The 15,985-nt window shown below is 44.1% G+C and carries 16 protein-coding genes; 5 read left to right on the top strand and 11 right to left on the bottom strand.

Features of this window, described 5'->3' with window-relative positions:
- Positions 1-40: 40 nt before the first annotated feature.
- From yclQ to yclN, 4 genes are read right to left on the bottom strand one after another with little or no spacing between them, the layout of a single operon-like run.
- Positions 41-994 (bottom strand): siderophore ABC transporter substrate-binding protein, encoded by a 954-nt coding sequence (yclQ, locus tag MKX71_RS02170; RefSeq protein WP_212059769.1) that lies wholly within the window; start codon positions 992-994, stop codon positions 41-43.
- Positions 995-1,015: 21 nt separating this feature from the next.
- Entirely contained in the window at positions 1,016-1,774 is a 759-nt protein-coding gene (gene yclP, locus MKX71_RS02165; RefSeq protein ID WP_212059767.1) for an ABC transporter ATP-binding protein, read from the bottom strand.
- On the bottom strand, positions 1,768-2,715 hold the full coding sequence (gene yclO / locus MKX71_RS02160; RefSeq protein ID WP_003246705.1) for a petrobactin ABC transporter permease YclO: 948 nt from the start codon (positions 2,713-2,715) through the stop codon (positions 1,768-1,770). The genes yclP and yclO overlap by 7 nt, the downstream gene beginning before the upstream one ends.
- Positions 2,708-3,658: a petrobactin ABC transporter permease YclN gene (gene yclN, locus MKX71_RS02155; protein WP_087960839.1), complete on the bottom strand. Its 951-nt coding sequence runs from the start codon at positions 3,656-3,658 to the stop codon at positions 2,708-2,710. The genes yclO and yclN overlap by 8 nt, the downstream gene beginning before the upstream one ends.
- Before the next feature lie 384 nt (positions 3,659-4,042).
- On the opposite strand from yclN, the gene MKX71_RS02150 reads away from it, so the two are divergent.
- The 3 genes from MKX71_RS02150 (at position 4,043) to MKX71_RS02140 (ending at position 5,845) form a co-directional block, all read left to right on the top strand.
- On the top strand, positions 4,043-5,407 hold the full coding sequence (locus MKX71_RS02150; protein WP_212059765.1) for an aspartate kinase: 1,365 nt from the start codon (positions 4,043-4,045) through the stop codon (positions 5,405-5,407).
- A gap of 153 nt (positions 5,408-5,560) precedes the next feature.
- Entirely contained in the window at positions 5,561-5,674 is a 114-nt protein-coding gene (locus MKX71_RS02145; RefSeq protein WP_003234495.1) for a YjcZ family sporulation protein, read from the top strand.
- A gap of 81 nt (positions 5,675-5,755) precedes the next feature.
- A complete protein-coding gene (locus MKX71_RS02140) occupies positions 5,756-5,845 on the top strand; it encodes a YjcZ family sporulation protein (protein WP_015482794.1) in 90 nt (29 codons plus the stop codon).
- 99 nt (positions 5,846-5,944) lie between these two features.
- Here the strand turns inward: MKX71_RS02140 and phrC are convergent, their stop codons facing one another.
- From phrC to yclJ, 4 genes are all read right to left on the bottom strand, one after another.
- A complete protein-coding gene (phrC, locus tag MKX71_RS02135; RefSeq protein ID WP_003224994.1) occupies positions 5,945-6,067 on the bottom strand; it encodes a phosphatase RapC inhibitor PhrC in 123 nt (40 codons plus the stop codon).
- Positions 6,051-7,199: a response regulator aspartate phosphatase RapC gene (gene rapC, locus MKX71_RS02130; protein WP_003246686.1), complete on the bottom strand. Its 1,149-nt coding sequence runs from the start codon at positions 7,197-7,199 to the stop codon at positions 6,051-6,053. The genes phrC and rapC overlap by 17 nt, the downstream gene beginning before the upstream one ends.
- A 162-nt stretch (positions 7,200-7,361) precedes the next feature.
- Positions 7,362-8,783, bottom strand: a complete 1,422-nt coding sequence (gene yclK, locus MKX71_RS02125) for a two-component system sensor histidine kinase YclK (protein ID WP_327842792.1) — start codon at positions 8,781-8,783, stop codon at positions 7,362-7,364.
- Positions 8,770-9,453, bottom strand: a complete 684-nt coding sequence (gene yclJ / locus MKX71_RS02120; protein WP_003246532.1) for a two-component system response regulator YclJ — start codon at positions 9,451-9,453, stop codon at positions 8,770-8,772. The genes yclK and yclJ overlap by 14 nt, the downstream gene beginning before the upstream one ends.
- A 208-nt stretch (positions 9,454-9,661) precedes the next feature.
- Here yclJ and MKX71_RS02115 point away from each other — a divergent pair, with 208 nt between their 5' ends.
- The gene (locus tag MKX71_RS02115) at positions 9,662-11,122 is read left to right on the top strand and encodes an ABC transporter permease (protein WP_088325303.1); all 1,461 of its coding nucleotides are present in this window, start codon (positions 9,662-9,664) and stop codon (positions 11,120-11,122) included.
- A 15-nt stretch (positions 11,123-11,137) separates the two neighbouring features.
- Positions 11,138-11,818, top strand: coding sequence for an ABC transporter ATP-binding protein (locus MKX71_RS02110; RefSeq protein WP_014662766.1), 681 nt, complete (start codon positions 11,138-11,140; stop codon positions 11,816-11,818).
- A gap of 104 nt (positions 11,819-11,922) precedes the next feature.
- Here MKX71_RS02110 and gerKB read toward each other — a convergent pair whose 3' ends face one another.
- From gerKB to gerKA, 3 genes are read right to left on the bottom strand one after another with little or no spacing between them, the layout of a single operon-like run.
- Positions 11,923-13,044, bottom strand: coding sequence for a spore germination protein GerKB (gerKB, locus tag MKX71_RS02105; RefSeq protein ID WP_015715242.1), 1,122 nt, complete (start codon positions 13,042-13,044; stop codon positions 11,923-11,925).
- A gap of 24 nt (positions 13,045-13,068) precedes the next feature.
- Complete coding sequence (gerKC, locus tag MKX71_RS02100) at positions 13,069-14,292, bottom strand: spore germination protein GerKC (protein WP_003246578.1); 1,224 nt, start codon at positions 14,290-14,292, stop codon at positions 13,069-13,071.
- Positions 14,282-15,916 (bottom strand): spore germination protein GerKA, encoded by a 1,635-nt coding sequence (gene gerKA, locus MKX71_RS02095; protein WP_181216784.1) that lies wholly within the window; start codon positions 15,914-15,916, stop codon positions 14,282-14,284. The genes gerKC and gerKA overlap by 11 nt, the downstream gene beginning before the upstream one ends.
- Positions 15,917-15,985 lie beyond the last annotated feature (69 nt).

The raw sequence follows: 15,985 nt of genomic DNA, 5'->3' as shown, positions 1-15,985 counted from the left end.
AAAAAAGAGCCCCGCTATTTAGCGGAGGCTCTTTTTGGTTTTACTTTTCTAAACCGTCTTTCACTTCTTTGATCATTTGTGCCATAGACTCAAGACCGCCTCCTGATAAGTACCAAGTAGCAGAATCAAGGTAGACGACATGATCATTTTTCACTGCGTTTACATTTTTCACATAATCATTTTCAACGACTTGTTTAGTAGATGATGTTTCACCGATCGCTGTACCGCGGTCAATGACAAACAGGTAATCCGGGTTTGTTTTTGAAATGTACTCGTAAGAAACGCTTTGTCCGTGAGTAGACGCTTTGATGTTTTGATCAGCCGGTGTCACGCCGAACACGTCATGGATCAGGCCGTATCTTGATTTAGGACCGAATGCGCTGATCTTCCCGTCGTTCGCCATGATGACGAGACCGTTTTTGTTAAGCTTTTCAGCCGTTTTCTTTACATCTGCGATTGAATGATCGATTTTTGCGAGTTCATCCTTCACTTCATCTTCTTTATCGAAGATCTTACCGATTGTTTCTGCGTCAGACTTAAATGATTCCATATACTTCGCTGTGTCTACGCCAAGGTAAATTGTCGGCGCAATTTCAGAGAATTCTTTGTAAGACTCAGATTGTCTTCCTGAGATAATGATCAAGTCAGGGTCTAAATCTGCCACTTTCTCGAAGTCTGGCTCTTTTAAGCTGCCGACGTCAGCATATTTGTCATCCTTGAATTTGGACAGATATTTAGGAAGGGCTTGTTTCGGCAGTCCCGCTACTTTATCATCAAGTCCAAGTTTATCTAATGTATCTAAGCTTCCAAAGTCAAATACGACAACTTTTTTAGGGCTCTTCGGTACTTTTGTTCCGTTTTTGTCCAGCTGGTGTTTCACCGTGATTTGTTCTTCCTTAGAATCAGAACCTTTGCTGCTTGTGCTTTGGTTTCCGCATGCAGAAATCACAACTGCCGTCACCAAAGCGATGAATAGTAATGCGAACTTTTTCATGCTCTTCACCTCTTCTATATATTAAGAAAAATAGACACCTATTCTTTGATTATCAATCGTCTGAATCGGGATGGTCATATCGTAGATTTCCTCAAGCACTGACGTTTCTATCATTTCTTCAGGCGGTCCTTCTTTAACGATTCGGCCGTTTTTCAAAGCGACGATATAGTCAGAATAGACTGAAGCAAAATTGATATCGTGAATGACGACCACGATCGTTTTTCCAAGCTCCTCTACCAGCCGTTTCAGCAGTTTCATAATTTCAACTGAGTGTTTCATATCCAGATTGTTCAGGGGCTCATCCAGAAAGATATAATCTGTGTCCTGGGCAATGACCATGGCGATAAATGCCCTTTGGCACTGTCCGCCGCTCAGCTGATCCAAGTATTTGTCTTGAATGTCTTCCAGCTTCATATAGCTAAGCGCCTGGTTGATATGAACCCAGTCTTCCTCTGTCAGCCGGCCCTGTGAGTACGGAAACCTGCCAAAACTGACGAGGTCTTTGATCGTGAGCCTGATATTGATTTGGTTCGCCTGCTTCAAAATGCTCATTTTCTTGGCAAGCTCTTTGCTGTCACATGCTCCAATCTCTTGTCCGTCTATGTAAATCTCGCCGGAATCCTTTTTGATCAGGCGGCTCATGATAGACAGCAGCGTACTTTTGCCGGCGCCGTTAGGACCGATAAACGAGGTAATTTTGCCCTTTTGAATCGTGACTGACGTCTCTTCAAGAACAACTTTCCCGCCATATTGTTTGCTTACATTTCTGACCTCTACCATGATTTATTCTCCTTTAACAGCAAGTAGATAAAATAAATCCCGCCGGCAAAATTAATAATGACGCTCAGCGTCGTTGAGAAGGTAAACACTTTCTCAACCACAAACTGCCCTCCGACCAGCGCAATGATGCTGATGAAAACGGAGCCTGCGATTAAGTATGAATGCTTATATGTTTTCAGGAATTCTCTCGCCAGGTTGACGACCAGAAGGCCTAAAAACATAATCGGCCCGACTAGCGCTGTTGAAACAGAAACCAAAATCGCAACCACGATCAGCATCTGCTTCACCACTTTATCGTAGTCAATGCCCAAATTCACGGCGTGCTCGCGTCCGAGCGACAGCACATCGAAAAATTTTGTAAAACGCCAGACATAAACGCCTGTCAGCAGGAAGATGATGAACGCGAGCCATAACAAATCCGTATTGATATTGTTAAAGCTGGCAAACATCTTGTCCTGCACAACTTGGAACTCGTTCGGATCAATCAGCATCTGCATAAAAGAAGACAGGCTGCTGAACAGCGTGCCAAACACGATTCCGATAAGCAGAAGGAAAAAGATATTTCTCCCCTCACCCTTGAACATGATCTGATACAAAACAAGAGAAAACAGTATCATCAGCAGAACAGAGATGATAAAGTTGATGTTTTTATTCATGATGACCATATTCGCAGAACCGAACAAAAAGATAATGCCAGTCTGAATCAGCATGTAGAGAGAATCAAGGCCCAAAATGCTCGGCGTCAGGATGCGGTTGTTCGTAATCGTTTGAAAGATCATGGTCGAAAACGCAATCGCTCCCCCAGTCAGCACAATGGCAGCGACTTTTTTGATTCGTCTCGGCAGGGTGTAATCCCAATTGCCTAAGTCATAAAACAAAAACAAGCCAATACATACAATGGCTAAACCAACGAGCAAAGCTATTTTCATCTGGTTACGCATAGGCTTTTCTCCTTAACAGCATAAACAGGAAAATGCCGCTGCCGATGATTCCGACCATCAGGCCAATCGAGATTTCATAAGGGAAGATAATGATTCTGCCCAGTATATCGCAAAACAGCACAAACACCGCTCCCAACAGCGCAGTATGCGGCAGGCTGCTCTTCAGATTGTCTCCTCTGTAAATCGATACAATATTCGGGATGATTAAACCGAGAAACGGCAGCATACCGACAGTCAAAATGACAAGGGACGTGATCAGGGACACGATAATGAGCCCGATGTTCACAACCCGTTTGTACTTGAGGCCGAGGTTGACAGAAAAGCTTTCACCCATACCGGCCAATGTGAATTTATCCGCATACACATAGGCAATGATGACGAGCGGAATACTCAGATAAAGAAGCTCGTATCTTCCTTTCACGACTAAAGAGAAGTCTCCCTGCAGCCATGATGACACATTCTGGATCAAGTCATATTTATATGCGATAAATGTCGCGATTGAACTGACGATATTCCCGAGCATTAAACCGACAAGCGGAATAAAGATGGTGTCGTTAAACTTGATTCTTTCAAGGATTTTCATAAACAGAAAATTTCCTGCAAGGGCAAAGACAAACGCGACCAGCATTTTGATTAAAGGACTGGCGGATGTAAACAGCAGCAAGGAAATTAAAATGCCGAGCCTCGCCCAATCCATCGTGCCCGCCGTCGTCGGTGACACGAATTTATTTCTGCTGATCTGCTGCATAATCAAACCGCAGATGCTCATGCTTAATCCCGCGATGACAATGCTGATCAATCGCGGCATACGGCTTGCAAACAGCGTTGACGCCTCTTGTTTGCTTAAATCGAAGAGATCAAGCGGCGACAGATCTTCTACACCGATAAATACAGATGTGACTGCTAATATGATAAGTAGAATAAATAAGTAACGTAGCTTCATGCTGCCTCCTTACATCCTTACAGCAAAAAGAACGTATCTCCTACTCCGCAAGGACTCAAAACAATATGGCCATATAGTAATTGATTATCATTATCATTTACATATTACCATTTTTATAGGGTTAGTCAATATTCTTTAAAAATATTAACCTAGTCATTTATCAATTTTACTAATCATTCTAACCATTTTCCATCCCAAAACGTTAGGCTGTTTACCATATTTATCTTTATAACGCAGGCATACGGTCAGCAAACCTAACATTATTCCTCGTGAAAAATACAAATGTTCTCCTGAGAAAGAAATTCCCCCTTGATTTACAGTACTGAAAGAGAGATAATAAATACTAAATTTGTGTGAAAATTTTAAACATTAGGAGATGTAAACATGAAGGTCGTTAAATTCGGAGGCAGCTCACTTGCTTCAGGCGCCCAGCTTGACAAGGTGTTTCACATCGTTACCTCAGATCCGGCACGGAAAGCTGTAGTCGTTTCAGCTCCGGGAAAACGCTATGCCGAGGATACGAAAGTGACTGATCTCTTAATCGCATGTGCAGAACAATATTTGGCAACAGGCAGCGCACCTGAACTGGCGGAAGCTGTTGTGGAACGGTACGCTCTCATCGCCAATGAGCTTCAGCTGGGGCAAAGCATTATCGAAAAAATCAGAGATGATCTGTTTACGCTTTTAGAAGGAGACAAAAGCAATCCCGAACAATACCTTGACGCAGTCAAGGCCAGCGGAGAGGATAACAATGCCAAACTGATCGCCGCTTACTTCCGTTATAAAGGCGTCAAAGCGGAATATGTAAACCCGAAGGATGCCGGCCTCTTTGTGACAAATGAACCCGGCAACGCGCAAGTTCTTCCTGAATCCTATCAAAACCTCTATCGTCTTCGGGAACGTGACGGACTCATCATTTTTCCCGGTTTTTTCGGATTCAGCAAGGATGGCGATGTGATCACATTCTCACGGAGCGGTTCTGATATTACCGGTTCGATTCTTGCCAACGGACTACAAGCCGATTTGTACGAAAACTTTACAGACGTGGACGCTGTGTATTCTGTCAATCCGTCCTTCGTTGAGAATCCAAAGGAAATCAGCGAGCTGACATATAGAGAGATGCGGGAGCTGTCCTACGCGGGCTTTTCAGTGTTTCATGATGAAGCGCTCATTCCGGCATTCAGAGCGGGGATTCCTGTTCAGATCAAAAATACGAACAACCCCTCAGCCAAAGGCACCCGCGTCGTCAGCAAGCGGGATAACACAAACGGGCCTGTCGTCGGCATTGCCAGCGACACCGGTTTTTGCAGCATTTATATCAGCAAGTATCTCATGAACAGAGAAATCGGTTTTGGCCGCAGAGCCCTTCAAATCCTGGAGGAGCATGGTTTGACGTATGAGCATGTTCCATCGGGAATCGATGACATGACAATCATTTTACGGCAGGGGCAAATGGATGCCGCCACTGAACGCAGCGTCATCAAACGGATCGAAGAGGATTTGCATGCCGATGAAGTCATCGTCGAGCATCATCTCGCCCTGATTATGGTTGTAGGGGAAGCGATGCGCCACAATGTCGGTACAACGGCAAGAGCCGCCAAAGCATTATCAGAGGCACAGGTGAATATCGAAATGATCAATCAGGGGTCTTCTGAAGTGAGCATGATGTTTGGCGTAAAAGAAGCCGAAGAAAGAAAAGCCGTTCAAGCGTTATACCAGGAATTTTTCGCGGGCGTGCTGATCTCTTAATCGTACATAAATAGCGGGCGGCAGCGCCCGCTATTTTTTTATATCACCTTCATATAGCCGAATTCTTCATTTTTTCTCTTGTCCACTATTATCCCTGCCAAATGGATCGGTTCAGCATATCTTATAGTATCCTTCATAGGGAGGTGAAACCTTATGTCAGGATACTCTAACGGCGGCGGTTACGGCGGCATCAGTTCTTTCGCTTTAATCGTTGTATTGTTTATTCTATTAATTATCGTAGGGACTGCGTTTGTTGGCGGCTTCTAAGCTGCTGACCGTCTCTGCGGGACCCTGTCCGCCACAGTTTTGCAGCATTTGCTGAAGCAATCTCGCAAGGAGGTGCACAAAATGTCAGGTTACGGAACTTCTTTCGCTTTGATTGTTGTGTTATTTATCCTCTTGATCATTGTGGGAACTGCATTTGTAGGAGGCTACTAAATAAACGTAATCTCCATGAAGGCGGCACCGCAAGACTATGTCTTGCGGTGTTTTTTTGAAAAGAAAAACCCCTTCTCGCTAATGAGAAGGGGCTTGTTCTTACGTCATTCCTCTTTCTGTCACATGAAAGTCGAGTGCTTCCGCATTAGCAGAAACGCCAGCCGCTGTAAAAATCGCGGCTGCGGCCAAACAAATAACAAACAACTTAGATTTCAATTTCATACAAACCTTCACTCCTTTGTATTTGTTTTCTTGCCTCTTCAACTTGTAGAAAGTAGGAAGCAGACAGTTTAAACCACTTCTGTTCATAGTAATATTTTGCTACTTCTAGGGCTAAATCCTCTATATCAGCGTACATATTTTTATTTTTTAAGTACTGGAAACATCGTTCGATTCCTTCTTCATTGGGCTGATCCAGATATAGGGATTGCAAAAACTCGAATTTTACGGCATAGTCTGCATCGTCTGTTTCTTTAGCATATTCATAGCCCCGCTTGTGATATTCCGAAGCTTTATCATGTTTTCCCTGTTTATAATAAATCAGGGTGATTAAAAAATAGGCTTGCGGGAGAGAATTGACGATCCTGCTGCTTTCAAATGTGGAGACCGCTTTTTCAAAGTAATCAATGGCAGGGTCTAGAAGGTCTTGATTGTAATAGCATAACCCGAGATTGTAGTATGCTCTTCCAACCAGCTGGGCTTTTTGTTCTGCTTGGGCCATGTTGAGCGCCAATTTGAAATGGCGTGCGGCTTGTTCGAAATTTCTTTCATCCATCAGGTTGACCCCGAACACGAAATGGCACTGAATGATTCTCACATTATAGGTTTCCTGCTCCACGTAAATTTCATAGGCGTTTTTTATATTAATCAATGAAAAATACGTTTGCTTCATATAATAATAAGCTTCCGCGATTTTAAAATAAAATTCAGCCCGTTCAATATGGTCTGCGACAAAGGAGAGCTTTTTCTCCGCCTGTTTATAGTATGTAATGGCAGAAATAAATTCCCGCTTATCAAATTCATACATCCCGCGAAAAAAATTCACGTAATAGTCGAGCAGCCCTTTGAGATCTGCCTGATTGCTGTCAATGTTTCTTGATAATTCAGACAGGCTTGGCTGGTCTTCGATATTTAATTTCTCTAACGGCTCAAGATAATCCAGCATAAGCTGGTGCCGGAATTCCATTAGTGAATAATAAAGCAGCAAGTTGGAATCATGCTGCATGTGTTTCAGTTCCTGCTGGATTTCAGCTTTTAACACTTCGGCATCCGGCACGCTGAATGTCCGGATATATCTGTACCACTCGTTAATTTTTTGACCGACCGCTGAAGAAGGAATTACCCCACTCTTCATTCCTTCACCCTCTCCCATCAAAAACTGTTTATGTCATATTTTATCATGTTTATAGGCCGTCCCAACCCGAAAAACACGCAATCTTTGTTTTCGGGAGCACGCAATAAACCGAAGCGGTGTGCAAAAAAGGCGGCTGCATCAGTTGATGCGCCGCCCTGTATGCTATTGCTGTTTTGCCGTTAAAGGAAGGCGGATGATGAACTTTGTGCCTTTCCCTTCTTCACTCTTGATTTCTACTGTGCCCTGGTGCATTTCAACGAGCTGCCTGACGATCGAGAGACCGAGTCCGTATTCACCGTATGCTGTGTTCGTTCTTGAAATATCTGCTTTATAGAATCGCTCCCAAATATGCTCAATATCCTCTTTTGGAATGCCGATACCCGTGTCTTCAATTTCAATAATCGTCTCTTTATAACCTTCCATTCCGCGCAGCCAAATGTTACCGTTTTGCGTAAATTGGATGCTGTTTTTCGTAATGTTGACGAGAATTTGAATGAACCGGTCATAATCGGCATGTACGATGACGTGATCCTCTACCTGGATCATCAGCTTGTTTTGTTTTTCTTCCGCCTGCTGCTGCAAGTGCTCTTTCACGATTTCAAACACCTCGATCAGAGGAACGTTTAGCTTGTTCAAGGTAATTTGCTGGGATCTGATTTTTTCATAATCCAGATTTTCTTTTACGAGCCGCAGCATGCGCTTCGTTTCCTCACTGATCAGCGAGAAGCATTTATCCTTCTTATCCTCAGGAATCGTATGGCTGTTCAGCCCTTCAACCAAACCGTTGATCGTCGTCAGCGGTGTTTTTAATTCATGTGACACGTCAGCGATAAACTGCCTTCTCCGCTTCTCAAGGCGATCGATTTCATCCCTTGACTGCTTTAGTTTTTTCGCCATGATATTAAAGTCAGACGCCAGTACGCCGATTTCGTCCCCGTAGCTGTTTTCCAAATGGATGTCATAATCGCCGGAAGCCACTTTATCTGTCGCTTCTCTCAGCTTTTGAATCCGTTTGACATGGAATTTGGACAGAAGCCAGCTCACGAGAATCGTAATCACAAGCGTGCTGATCACAGCGTAAAACATATAGAGGTTGACCTGATTGACCATCTGTTCAACACCGCTGATCGGAGAAATCAGCAGAACAGCGCCTTTAAATTCGTTCTGAACAAATATAGGCTGCGCCACAAGTGACACTTCATCATCAAAACGGCCATCTGCCCTGATCATGACAGTCTGCCCTTTTTTTAGCTTATTCCATTCTGACTTCTTCAGCTGTTCCCTTGGTGGGTGATGAAAGCCTTCAGGAAGAAAATAGGGCTGCTGCTCTTCATTAAAGATGATAAACTGCGTCTTTCTTGTGCTTAAAATGTCCTGATAAGGATAGAGCCTGCGCATGTCCACCTGGCCGGCTTGGAATTCATTTGCAATCTGCACCGCATATGACGTCAATTCCTCTACTTTGTTCTGATAGGCAAATTCCTTCACAAAGTGGGAAAACAGAGAAATGATAATGACAAACGCTAAAATCAAAATGCTGATATGGCTTAGCAGCAGCTGATATAAATATTTAATCTTCATCAAATTTATACCCTACTCCCCACACAGTATACAGGAAAGGCTTGTCCTCGCTGGCAAGCTTTTTCCGCAGCCGTTTGATATGAACGTCAACCGTCCGCTCATCTCCATAAAATTGATAGCCCCATACCTGCTCAAGCAGCTGTTCTCTGGAGAACACCTGCCGCGGATTTTGGACAAGGTAATAAAGCAGATCGAATTCCTTCGGCGTGAGATTTTCTACAGGCTCTCCGTTTAATAATACTTCTCTCGTCTTCTTATTAATGGTAAAGCATTCCGTTTCGATCATATCTTCATCAATAACTGCTTTGCCTGTCGCCTTGTATCTTCTGATGACGGCTTTGATGCGGGCAACCAATGTCAGCGGGCTGAACGGCTTTGTGACATAATCGTCCGCCCCCATCTCAAAGCCAATGACCTGATCTGATTCAGTGTCTTTGGCAGTCAGCATGATAATCGGCACCGTGCTTGTCTCTCTTATTTTTCTGCAGATGGTCACGCCGTCCATAGATGGAAGCATGATATCCAAAATGATCAGATCCCAATTTTCTTCCGTAAAACGCTGGTACCCTTCTAACCCGTCATGAACGAATTCCGCTTCAAAACCTTCTTTAAAAAAGAACATCTCCGTCATCGTACATACACTAACATTATCTTCTATCATTAATATTTTCATTATATCCTCCGGTTGTTTTGATGCTTTTTTATATAATAGCACCATTTTAAACAGAAGGTTTTGCGTTTCACAATTGTTAGTTTTTATTTCATCAACTAGAAATAGATTGTTCATATTTTTTTCATACCTTTGGACTACTATTAATTTATCAGCGGGCGCGCCCCAGAGGCGGTCTTATCCATAAAAAAACCTATACGGAGGAACATAAATGAACTTTATCAAACGGGCCTTTTGGAATATGAAGGCTAAAAAGGGAAAAACGTTATTGCAATTATTTGTGTTTACAGTCATATGTGTCTTTGTTCTATCAGGCCTTACCATCCAGTCGGCAGCACAAAAATCAAGCGAACTGGCCAGACAGGAACTCGGCGGAAGCGTGACACTTCAGGTTGACCGCCAAAAGCAAATGGAAAAACAGCAGGACAGCGGTGAAAAGCGCAGCTTCGAATCCACACCGATCAAAGTGTCTGATGCGAATAAGCTTGCAGCGCTTGATCATGTGAAGAGCTACAATTACACCACATCAGCTTCAGCCAACGCGGGAAACTTTGATGCGATTGAAAGCTCTAGTTCAAGTGATTCCAGCTCCAGCAGTTCAAGCTCAAACGCTAAAAACAGTCAAGGCGGAGGACAAGGCGGACCGCAAATGGTTCAAGCTGATCTTTCTATTGAAGGTGTCATCAGCACAGCATTAGTTGATGATTTCTCTGACGGGGATTCAAAAATCACAGACGGACGCGCGATTACAAAATCAGATGTCGGCAAAAAAGTAACAGTGATCAACGAAACTTTAGCGGAAGAAAATGATTTGAGCGTTGGCGATTCGATCACAATTGAATCAGCAACGGATGAGGATACAACAGTAAAACTGAAGATCGTCGGTATTTATAAAACAACATCTTCAGGAGATGACCAAGCCCAAAATTTCTCTTTCTTAAACCCTTATAACAAGCTTTATACGCCTTACACAGCAACAGCGGCGCTGAAAGGCGACGACTATAAAAATACGATTGACTCAGCTGTTTACTATATGGACGACGCGAAAAATATGGATGCTTTCGTAAAAGCAGCGAAGAAAACATCAATTGACTTCGATACGTACACACTGAATACAAACGATCAGCTTTACCAGCAAATGGTCGGACCGATTGAAAATGTAGCTTCTTTCTCTAAAAACGTGGTGTATCTTGTATCAGTGGCAGGCGCCGTCATTCTTGGCCTGATTGTCATGATGTCAATCAGGGAGCGCAAATACGAAATGGGCGTGTTAATGGCCATCGGTGAAAAACGATGGAAATTGATTGGACAGTTCTTGACTGAGATTCTGATTGTGGCCGTTATCGCTATCGGCCTTGCATCTGTGACGGGAAATCTCGTCGCGAATCAGCTTGGAAATCAGCTTTTATCCCAGCAAATCAGTTCATCAACCGATTCAACGCAAACCGCAAGCGGACAAATGCCCGGCGGCGGTGGCGGCATGGGCGGCGGAGTGTTCGGCCACAGTTCATCAAACGTAGACATTATCGATTCACTGAACGTCGCGGTTTCTATGAACGACATGCTTATTCTTGGCGGGATCGGCATCCTTATCGCAATCATTGCAACATTGCTGCCGTCAATTTCAGTACTGCGGCTTCATCCGAAAACGATATTGACAAAACAGGAATAGAAAGAGGCGGAACCTATGAGCTTATTAGAATTTCAACAAGTCGGCTACTGGTATAAAGACAAAAGCCAGCCATTGTTTCAGGATATTAACATCAGCTTTCAAAAAGGCAAATTCTACACAATCGTCGGCACATCAGGGACGGGGAAAACCACTTTCCTGTCTCTGGCAGGCGGACTTGACGCACCAAAAGAAGGAAACATCCTTTACGACGGAAAAGCGGTTTCTAAAATCGGCTTAACCAATTTCAGAAATCAATATGTATCAATCGTCTTTCAGGCGTACAACCTGCTCCCGTATATGACGGCTTTGCAGAACGTCACAACCGCTATGGAAATCACAGGTTCTAAAGAAAAGAACAAAGAATCATATGCGCTTGACATGCTGCAGAAGGTTGGCATCAACGAAAAACAAGCCCGGCAAAAAGTGCTCACACTGAGCGGCGGACAACAGCAGCGGGTATCAATTACAAGGGCTTTCTGCTGTGACACGGATCTTATCGTAGCCGATGAACCGACCGGAAACCTTGATGAGGACACATCAAAAGAAATTGTACGCCTCTTTCAGGATCTGGCGCACAAGGAAGATAAATGCGTCATTATGGTGACGCACGATGAACAAATTGCAAAAGTGTCAGACATCAATATCAGACTTTCAAGAGGAAGTTTTACTGTGAAGGAAAACGTCGCAGTCGTATAACAAAACGCGCCTCTGCCAGTGCAGACAGGGGCGCACCCTATATCCCCCTTTTATATAGAAGTGAACATAAAAAGAGCGGCGGCCGCATCCCCCCGCTCTTTTTATCATTTTTTTGCTTCCTCCCCTTTTGACTTCTCTCTTCGTTTCTTTTTCCAAACAGCCACAATAAACAGAAAGAGCGGAAACAATAATTGAAAAGGCAAATGAATATACAGCGGCACCACGTTCAGGCCTTCGTTCAAGTGCTCTGAAAAGTTAGTCGCGATCGTTATAGAAAGGATTAAGATGCCCAATCCCATCGGATAAGCCAATTGAGAGGGGTTCTTTTCCTTAAAGAGCGTAGATGTCCCAACCACAGTGGCATATAAGTAGAGGCTGACCTTAAAGAAGCCGCCGATGATCAGCGCCAGCATAAAAAAGACATCGAGCCGGTCTAAAAATTCTTCGACCTTGATTGTCTGGATCGTGCTTAAAAGCGGAAACTGGGATCTGAGTGTAAGATCAACATCAAGCACGCTGATATTAATCGCCACGGTGAGCGCCACAACCAATCCGCTAATAGCCATGGCGATCATCCCCATTTTTTTCACATCTTTTCTATCATTCAGGTTAGGGAAAATCATCACAAATAAAACAACTTCACCAAATGGGACGTACATGGTCTGCGTGAAAACAGAGTGAAGGATAGGAGAGATACCGTTTGCCAAAACCGGCTTTAAATTGTGCGGGTCTATAGTGCCTGAGACAATAATCAGCACGAGGCCGATCGCGCCCAGTAAATACATGGCCCCGAAAAGAAGTTCGGCCGCGCGTGCGAGTACTTCAATTCCTTTTCTTACGGCATATATGCTTACTACCATTAATAAAGCATTTACAATAATGATAGGTGTATCATGATAAGCAAACGTCAGCAGCATTTCTCCAAAGTCACGCAGCACCCTTGCGGCAATATAGGCAAAGTACAAGATATAGAGAAATGAAAACAGCCAGCTCAGCTTGGTTCCCAGCATATCATCCATATATTCTTTCGGAGAAGAATTCGGATAACATTGATAAATGCCTTGATACAAATAGAAAAGAAACAGTCCGATCGCACAGCCTAATAAAACTGCTATCCAAGCATCCCTGCCCGCCATCGAGCCCGGTGTAATCAATAAGGAGCTGCCCAGTTCAAAAATGATAATCATGACAAACAGCTGCCTTATGCTTATTCTGGCTTTTTCCATCTGTCACTTCCCCTTTCTTCAGACCTAATCATCTTTAAACTGGTGTTTGATCGGATTGTTTCGCAATCCCGTCCTTCTGATATACGTCTCGGCCTTCACATCGATGGGCAGTTCCGGCAAATATTCTTTGTCCCAAGTGTCCTTCATTTTCTCCCACTGCTCCGGATACTTTCTATATATCGTGTCACCAAAACCGATAAAATCTATTTTATTCTTCTTAATCTTTTTCACAGTATGGCTGATTTCCTTTTCAAGCTCTTTGTTGAGCGCTTTTTCAATAGCGGCCAGCACCTTGGGATCAGACAATTGGAAAGGGTATTTGACAGCATCTATAATACCTTCAACCGACACTTTCACATGGATGTACGGGCGTCCGTTCCGCATTTTCGGTACCAGCTTTGTATCTTGATGGGTAACCTGCAAGCTGACCGCATCCTTCGTCTTGCCCCAGTCAGCATTAATAAACGTATGCTGGATCTTATTCATAAGCCAGACTGCCCCCACGCTTTCATCATCTTCCAGCCAATACTTTAAATATCCTGCCTTATCAAAAACCGCCAAACCATCTGCCTGAAGAATGGCTTTCGGGTCAGTCGCCTGCGTGTTTTCCATGCTGACTCCTTTTTTATCGTCACCAATCATCATATATCCGGGGATGACCGGTGCCATAGTGTTGGCGGCAAGTGTTTTCAAAACGTCCTGAATATTGATTTTGACCACCCGCCCGTATTGTGCCTCCGTGAAATCGAGTGTTTTATTGACTTTATTTGACGGAATTTTATCAATCGGCGTCAAGATTTTCACAATATTTTCTGCTTTTGTTTTATGGGCAACGACGAATGTTGCTGTTGTCCTGAATTCTGTGTCCCGGTCAAGATTATCTAATACAAAATCCAAACCTTCTTCTTTTGCCAGCTTTTCATTGATCACGACTAGATTGGTATGGGCAAAATAAAGCCGCCGTGATACCTTCATGGAGGCTTTTCTGAGTGCTTCCGTTATATTGTTACCTTCAATCGAATAGACAGATACAGGCGGCCTGTCTCCAGCACCGCCTCCCTGAAGGCCGCCGGCAACATTTCCTGGATTGATAATTTGAAGATGCAGCACGTAGTTGCTGTCGTTTGTCCGATCGATGCCAATCGCCGAGATAATCGCAAGATCCGTCAGCTCTCTCTTATCCCAGCAGCCGGGCAGCACAATGACGCTCAAAAGCATGAGAACGGCTAATAGACATTTACGTACCATTCTGATCCCCTTCTTCCAAATCTTTGTTCACCATTCCTCGTGAAGCGGCCGGCTCTGGGCGTTGATCTTTCCCCTGCCGCACCTTATCTTCCTTGCTGACCGATTCCGGCCTTTTTTCATCGGCCCACCACGGAACCCGGAAAAGCGCGTCCTTTACGCCTTGTGAAGAAAAAGGTGCAAGCGGCGACATATATGGAACGCCGAATGAACGAAGACTGCATAAGTGGACAAACATCATAATGATCCCTAAAATCAGCCCGTAAAAACCCATAACAGCTGAGGCAATAATAAAGATAAACCGAATAAGCCGGGCTGAAATCGCCATTGCAAACGCCGGTGTTGCGAAGCTCGCAATCGCGGTGAGTGCCACGAAAATCACCATTGCCGGAGAGACGATACCAGCCTGTACGGCAGCCTGACCGATTACGAGCGCGCCAACGATTGACACTGCCGAGCCGACAACCCGGGGCAGCCTGACTCCCGCTTCCCTCAGAATCTCAAAAGCAACCTCCATCGTCAGCGCCTCCACAACAGCCGGAAACGGGACAATTTCCCGCTGGGCCGCAATGACCACTAACAGCTGAGTCGGTATCATTTCTTGATGAAACGTCGTGGCTGCCACGTATACAGCCGGAGCCACAAGCGAAATGAAAAAGACTAAAACACGAAGAATTCTTATGCTTGTCGCAATGTCAAAACGCGAATAATAATCCTCAACAGACTGAAAAAACTGGACAAATAAGGCCGGGGCAATAAGCACAAACGGTGTTCCGTCGACAATAATCGCGAATCTTCCTTCTAACAGATTACCCGCTACAACATCAGGGCGTTCTGTATGATACATAGTCGGAAACGTCGTAAAGGTTTCATCTTCAATCAGCTGCTCAATATATCCAGATTCCAAAATACTGTCAATATCTATTTTTTCCAGGCGCTGTTTCACTTCCTTCAGCACCTTTTCATCGCAAATTCCTTGAATGTACATGAGAGCGATATCCGTATTCGTAACAGAACCTTTTTTCATTTTTTCAACCCATAAATTCGGATTTTTAATGTATCGCCGGATCATGGAAATATTGGTTTGCAGAGACTCTGTAAACCCTTGGCGCGGGCCGCGGAATGACACCTGGGTGCTCGGCTCTTGGATGGAGCGCTGCTCTCCCCCTTGAGTGCTGCAAATCAAAGCTTCATCATGGCCATCAGCAAAAATGAGCGCATTGCCGAGCATTAACTCGGAAAAAAGCTTGTCCCAGCTCTTTTCCGCTTTCACCCCGCCCAGCGGGAGCGTTTTTTCAAGAATTTGCTGGATCGCATGAGTATTCTGGATAGACTCATCCTGTACCAATGGGTCAATTAACGACTCATGGATCGTGTTATTATTGACCAGCCCAGCAATATAGATAACAGCTAGGTGGACATGATCCTGCTCCCCGATTTTAATCTCGCGAATGATGACGTCAGAGCTGCTTCCGACTTCCTTTTTCGTTTCCGCTATATTCTTTGCCAAACTTGGAGAAATGAGAACCGGCTTTTCTTTTTCTTGCTGCTGTTCCTGATTCCTTTCGTCTGTATTCTGCTTGTCTTTTGAATCGGTACTGTTCTTTCGCTTAGAAAATAAAGGCATACACAAATACCTTTCCTTGTCGTTTTCTCATATTCTTCCTTTTAAAATTGAGATTATGCATTAGGGTTA

It is taken from the genome of Bacillus sp. FSL M8-0071, assembly GCF_037975455.1.
GTDB classification, from domain to species: domain Bacteria; phylum Bacillota; class Bacilli; order Bacillales; family Bacillaceae; genus Bacillus; species Bacillus subtilis.
Note: the sequence above shows the minus strand (reverse complement) of the source record. Positions and strands in the feature narration are given on the sequence as shown.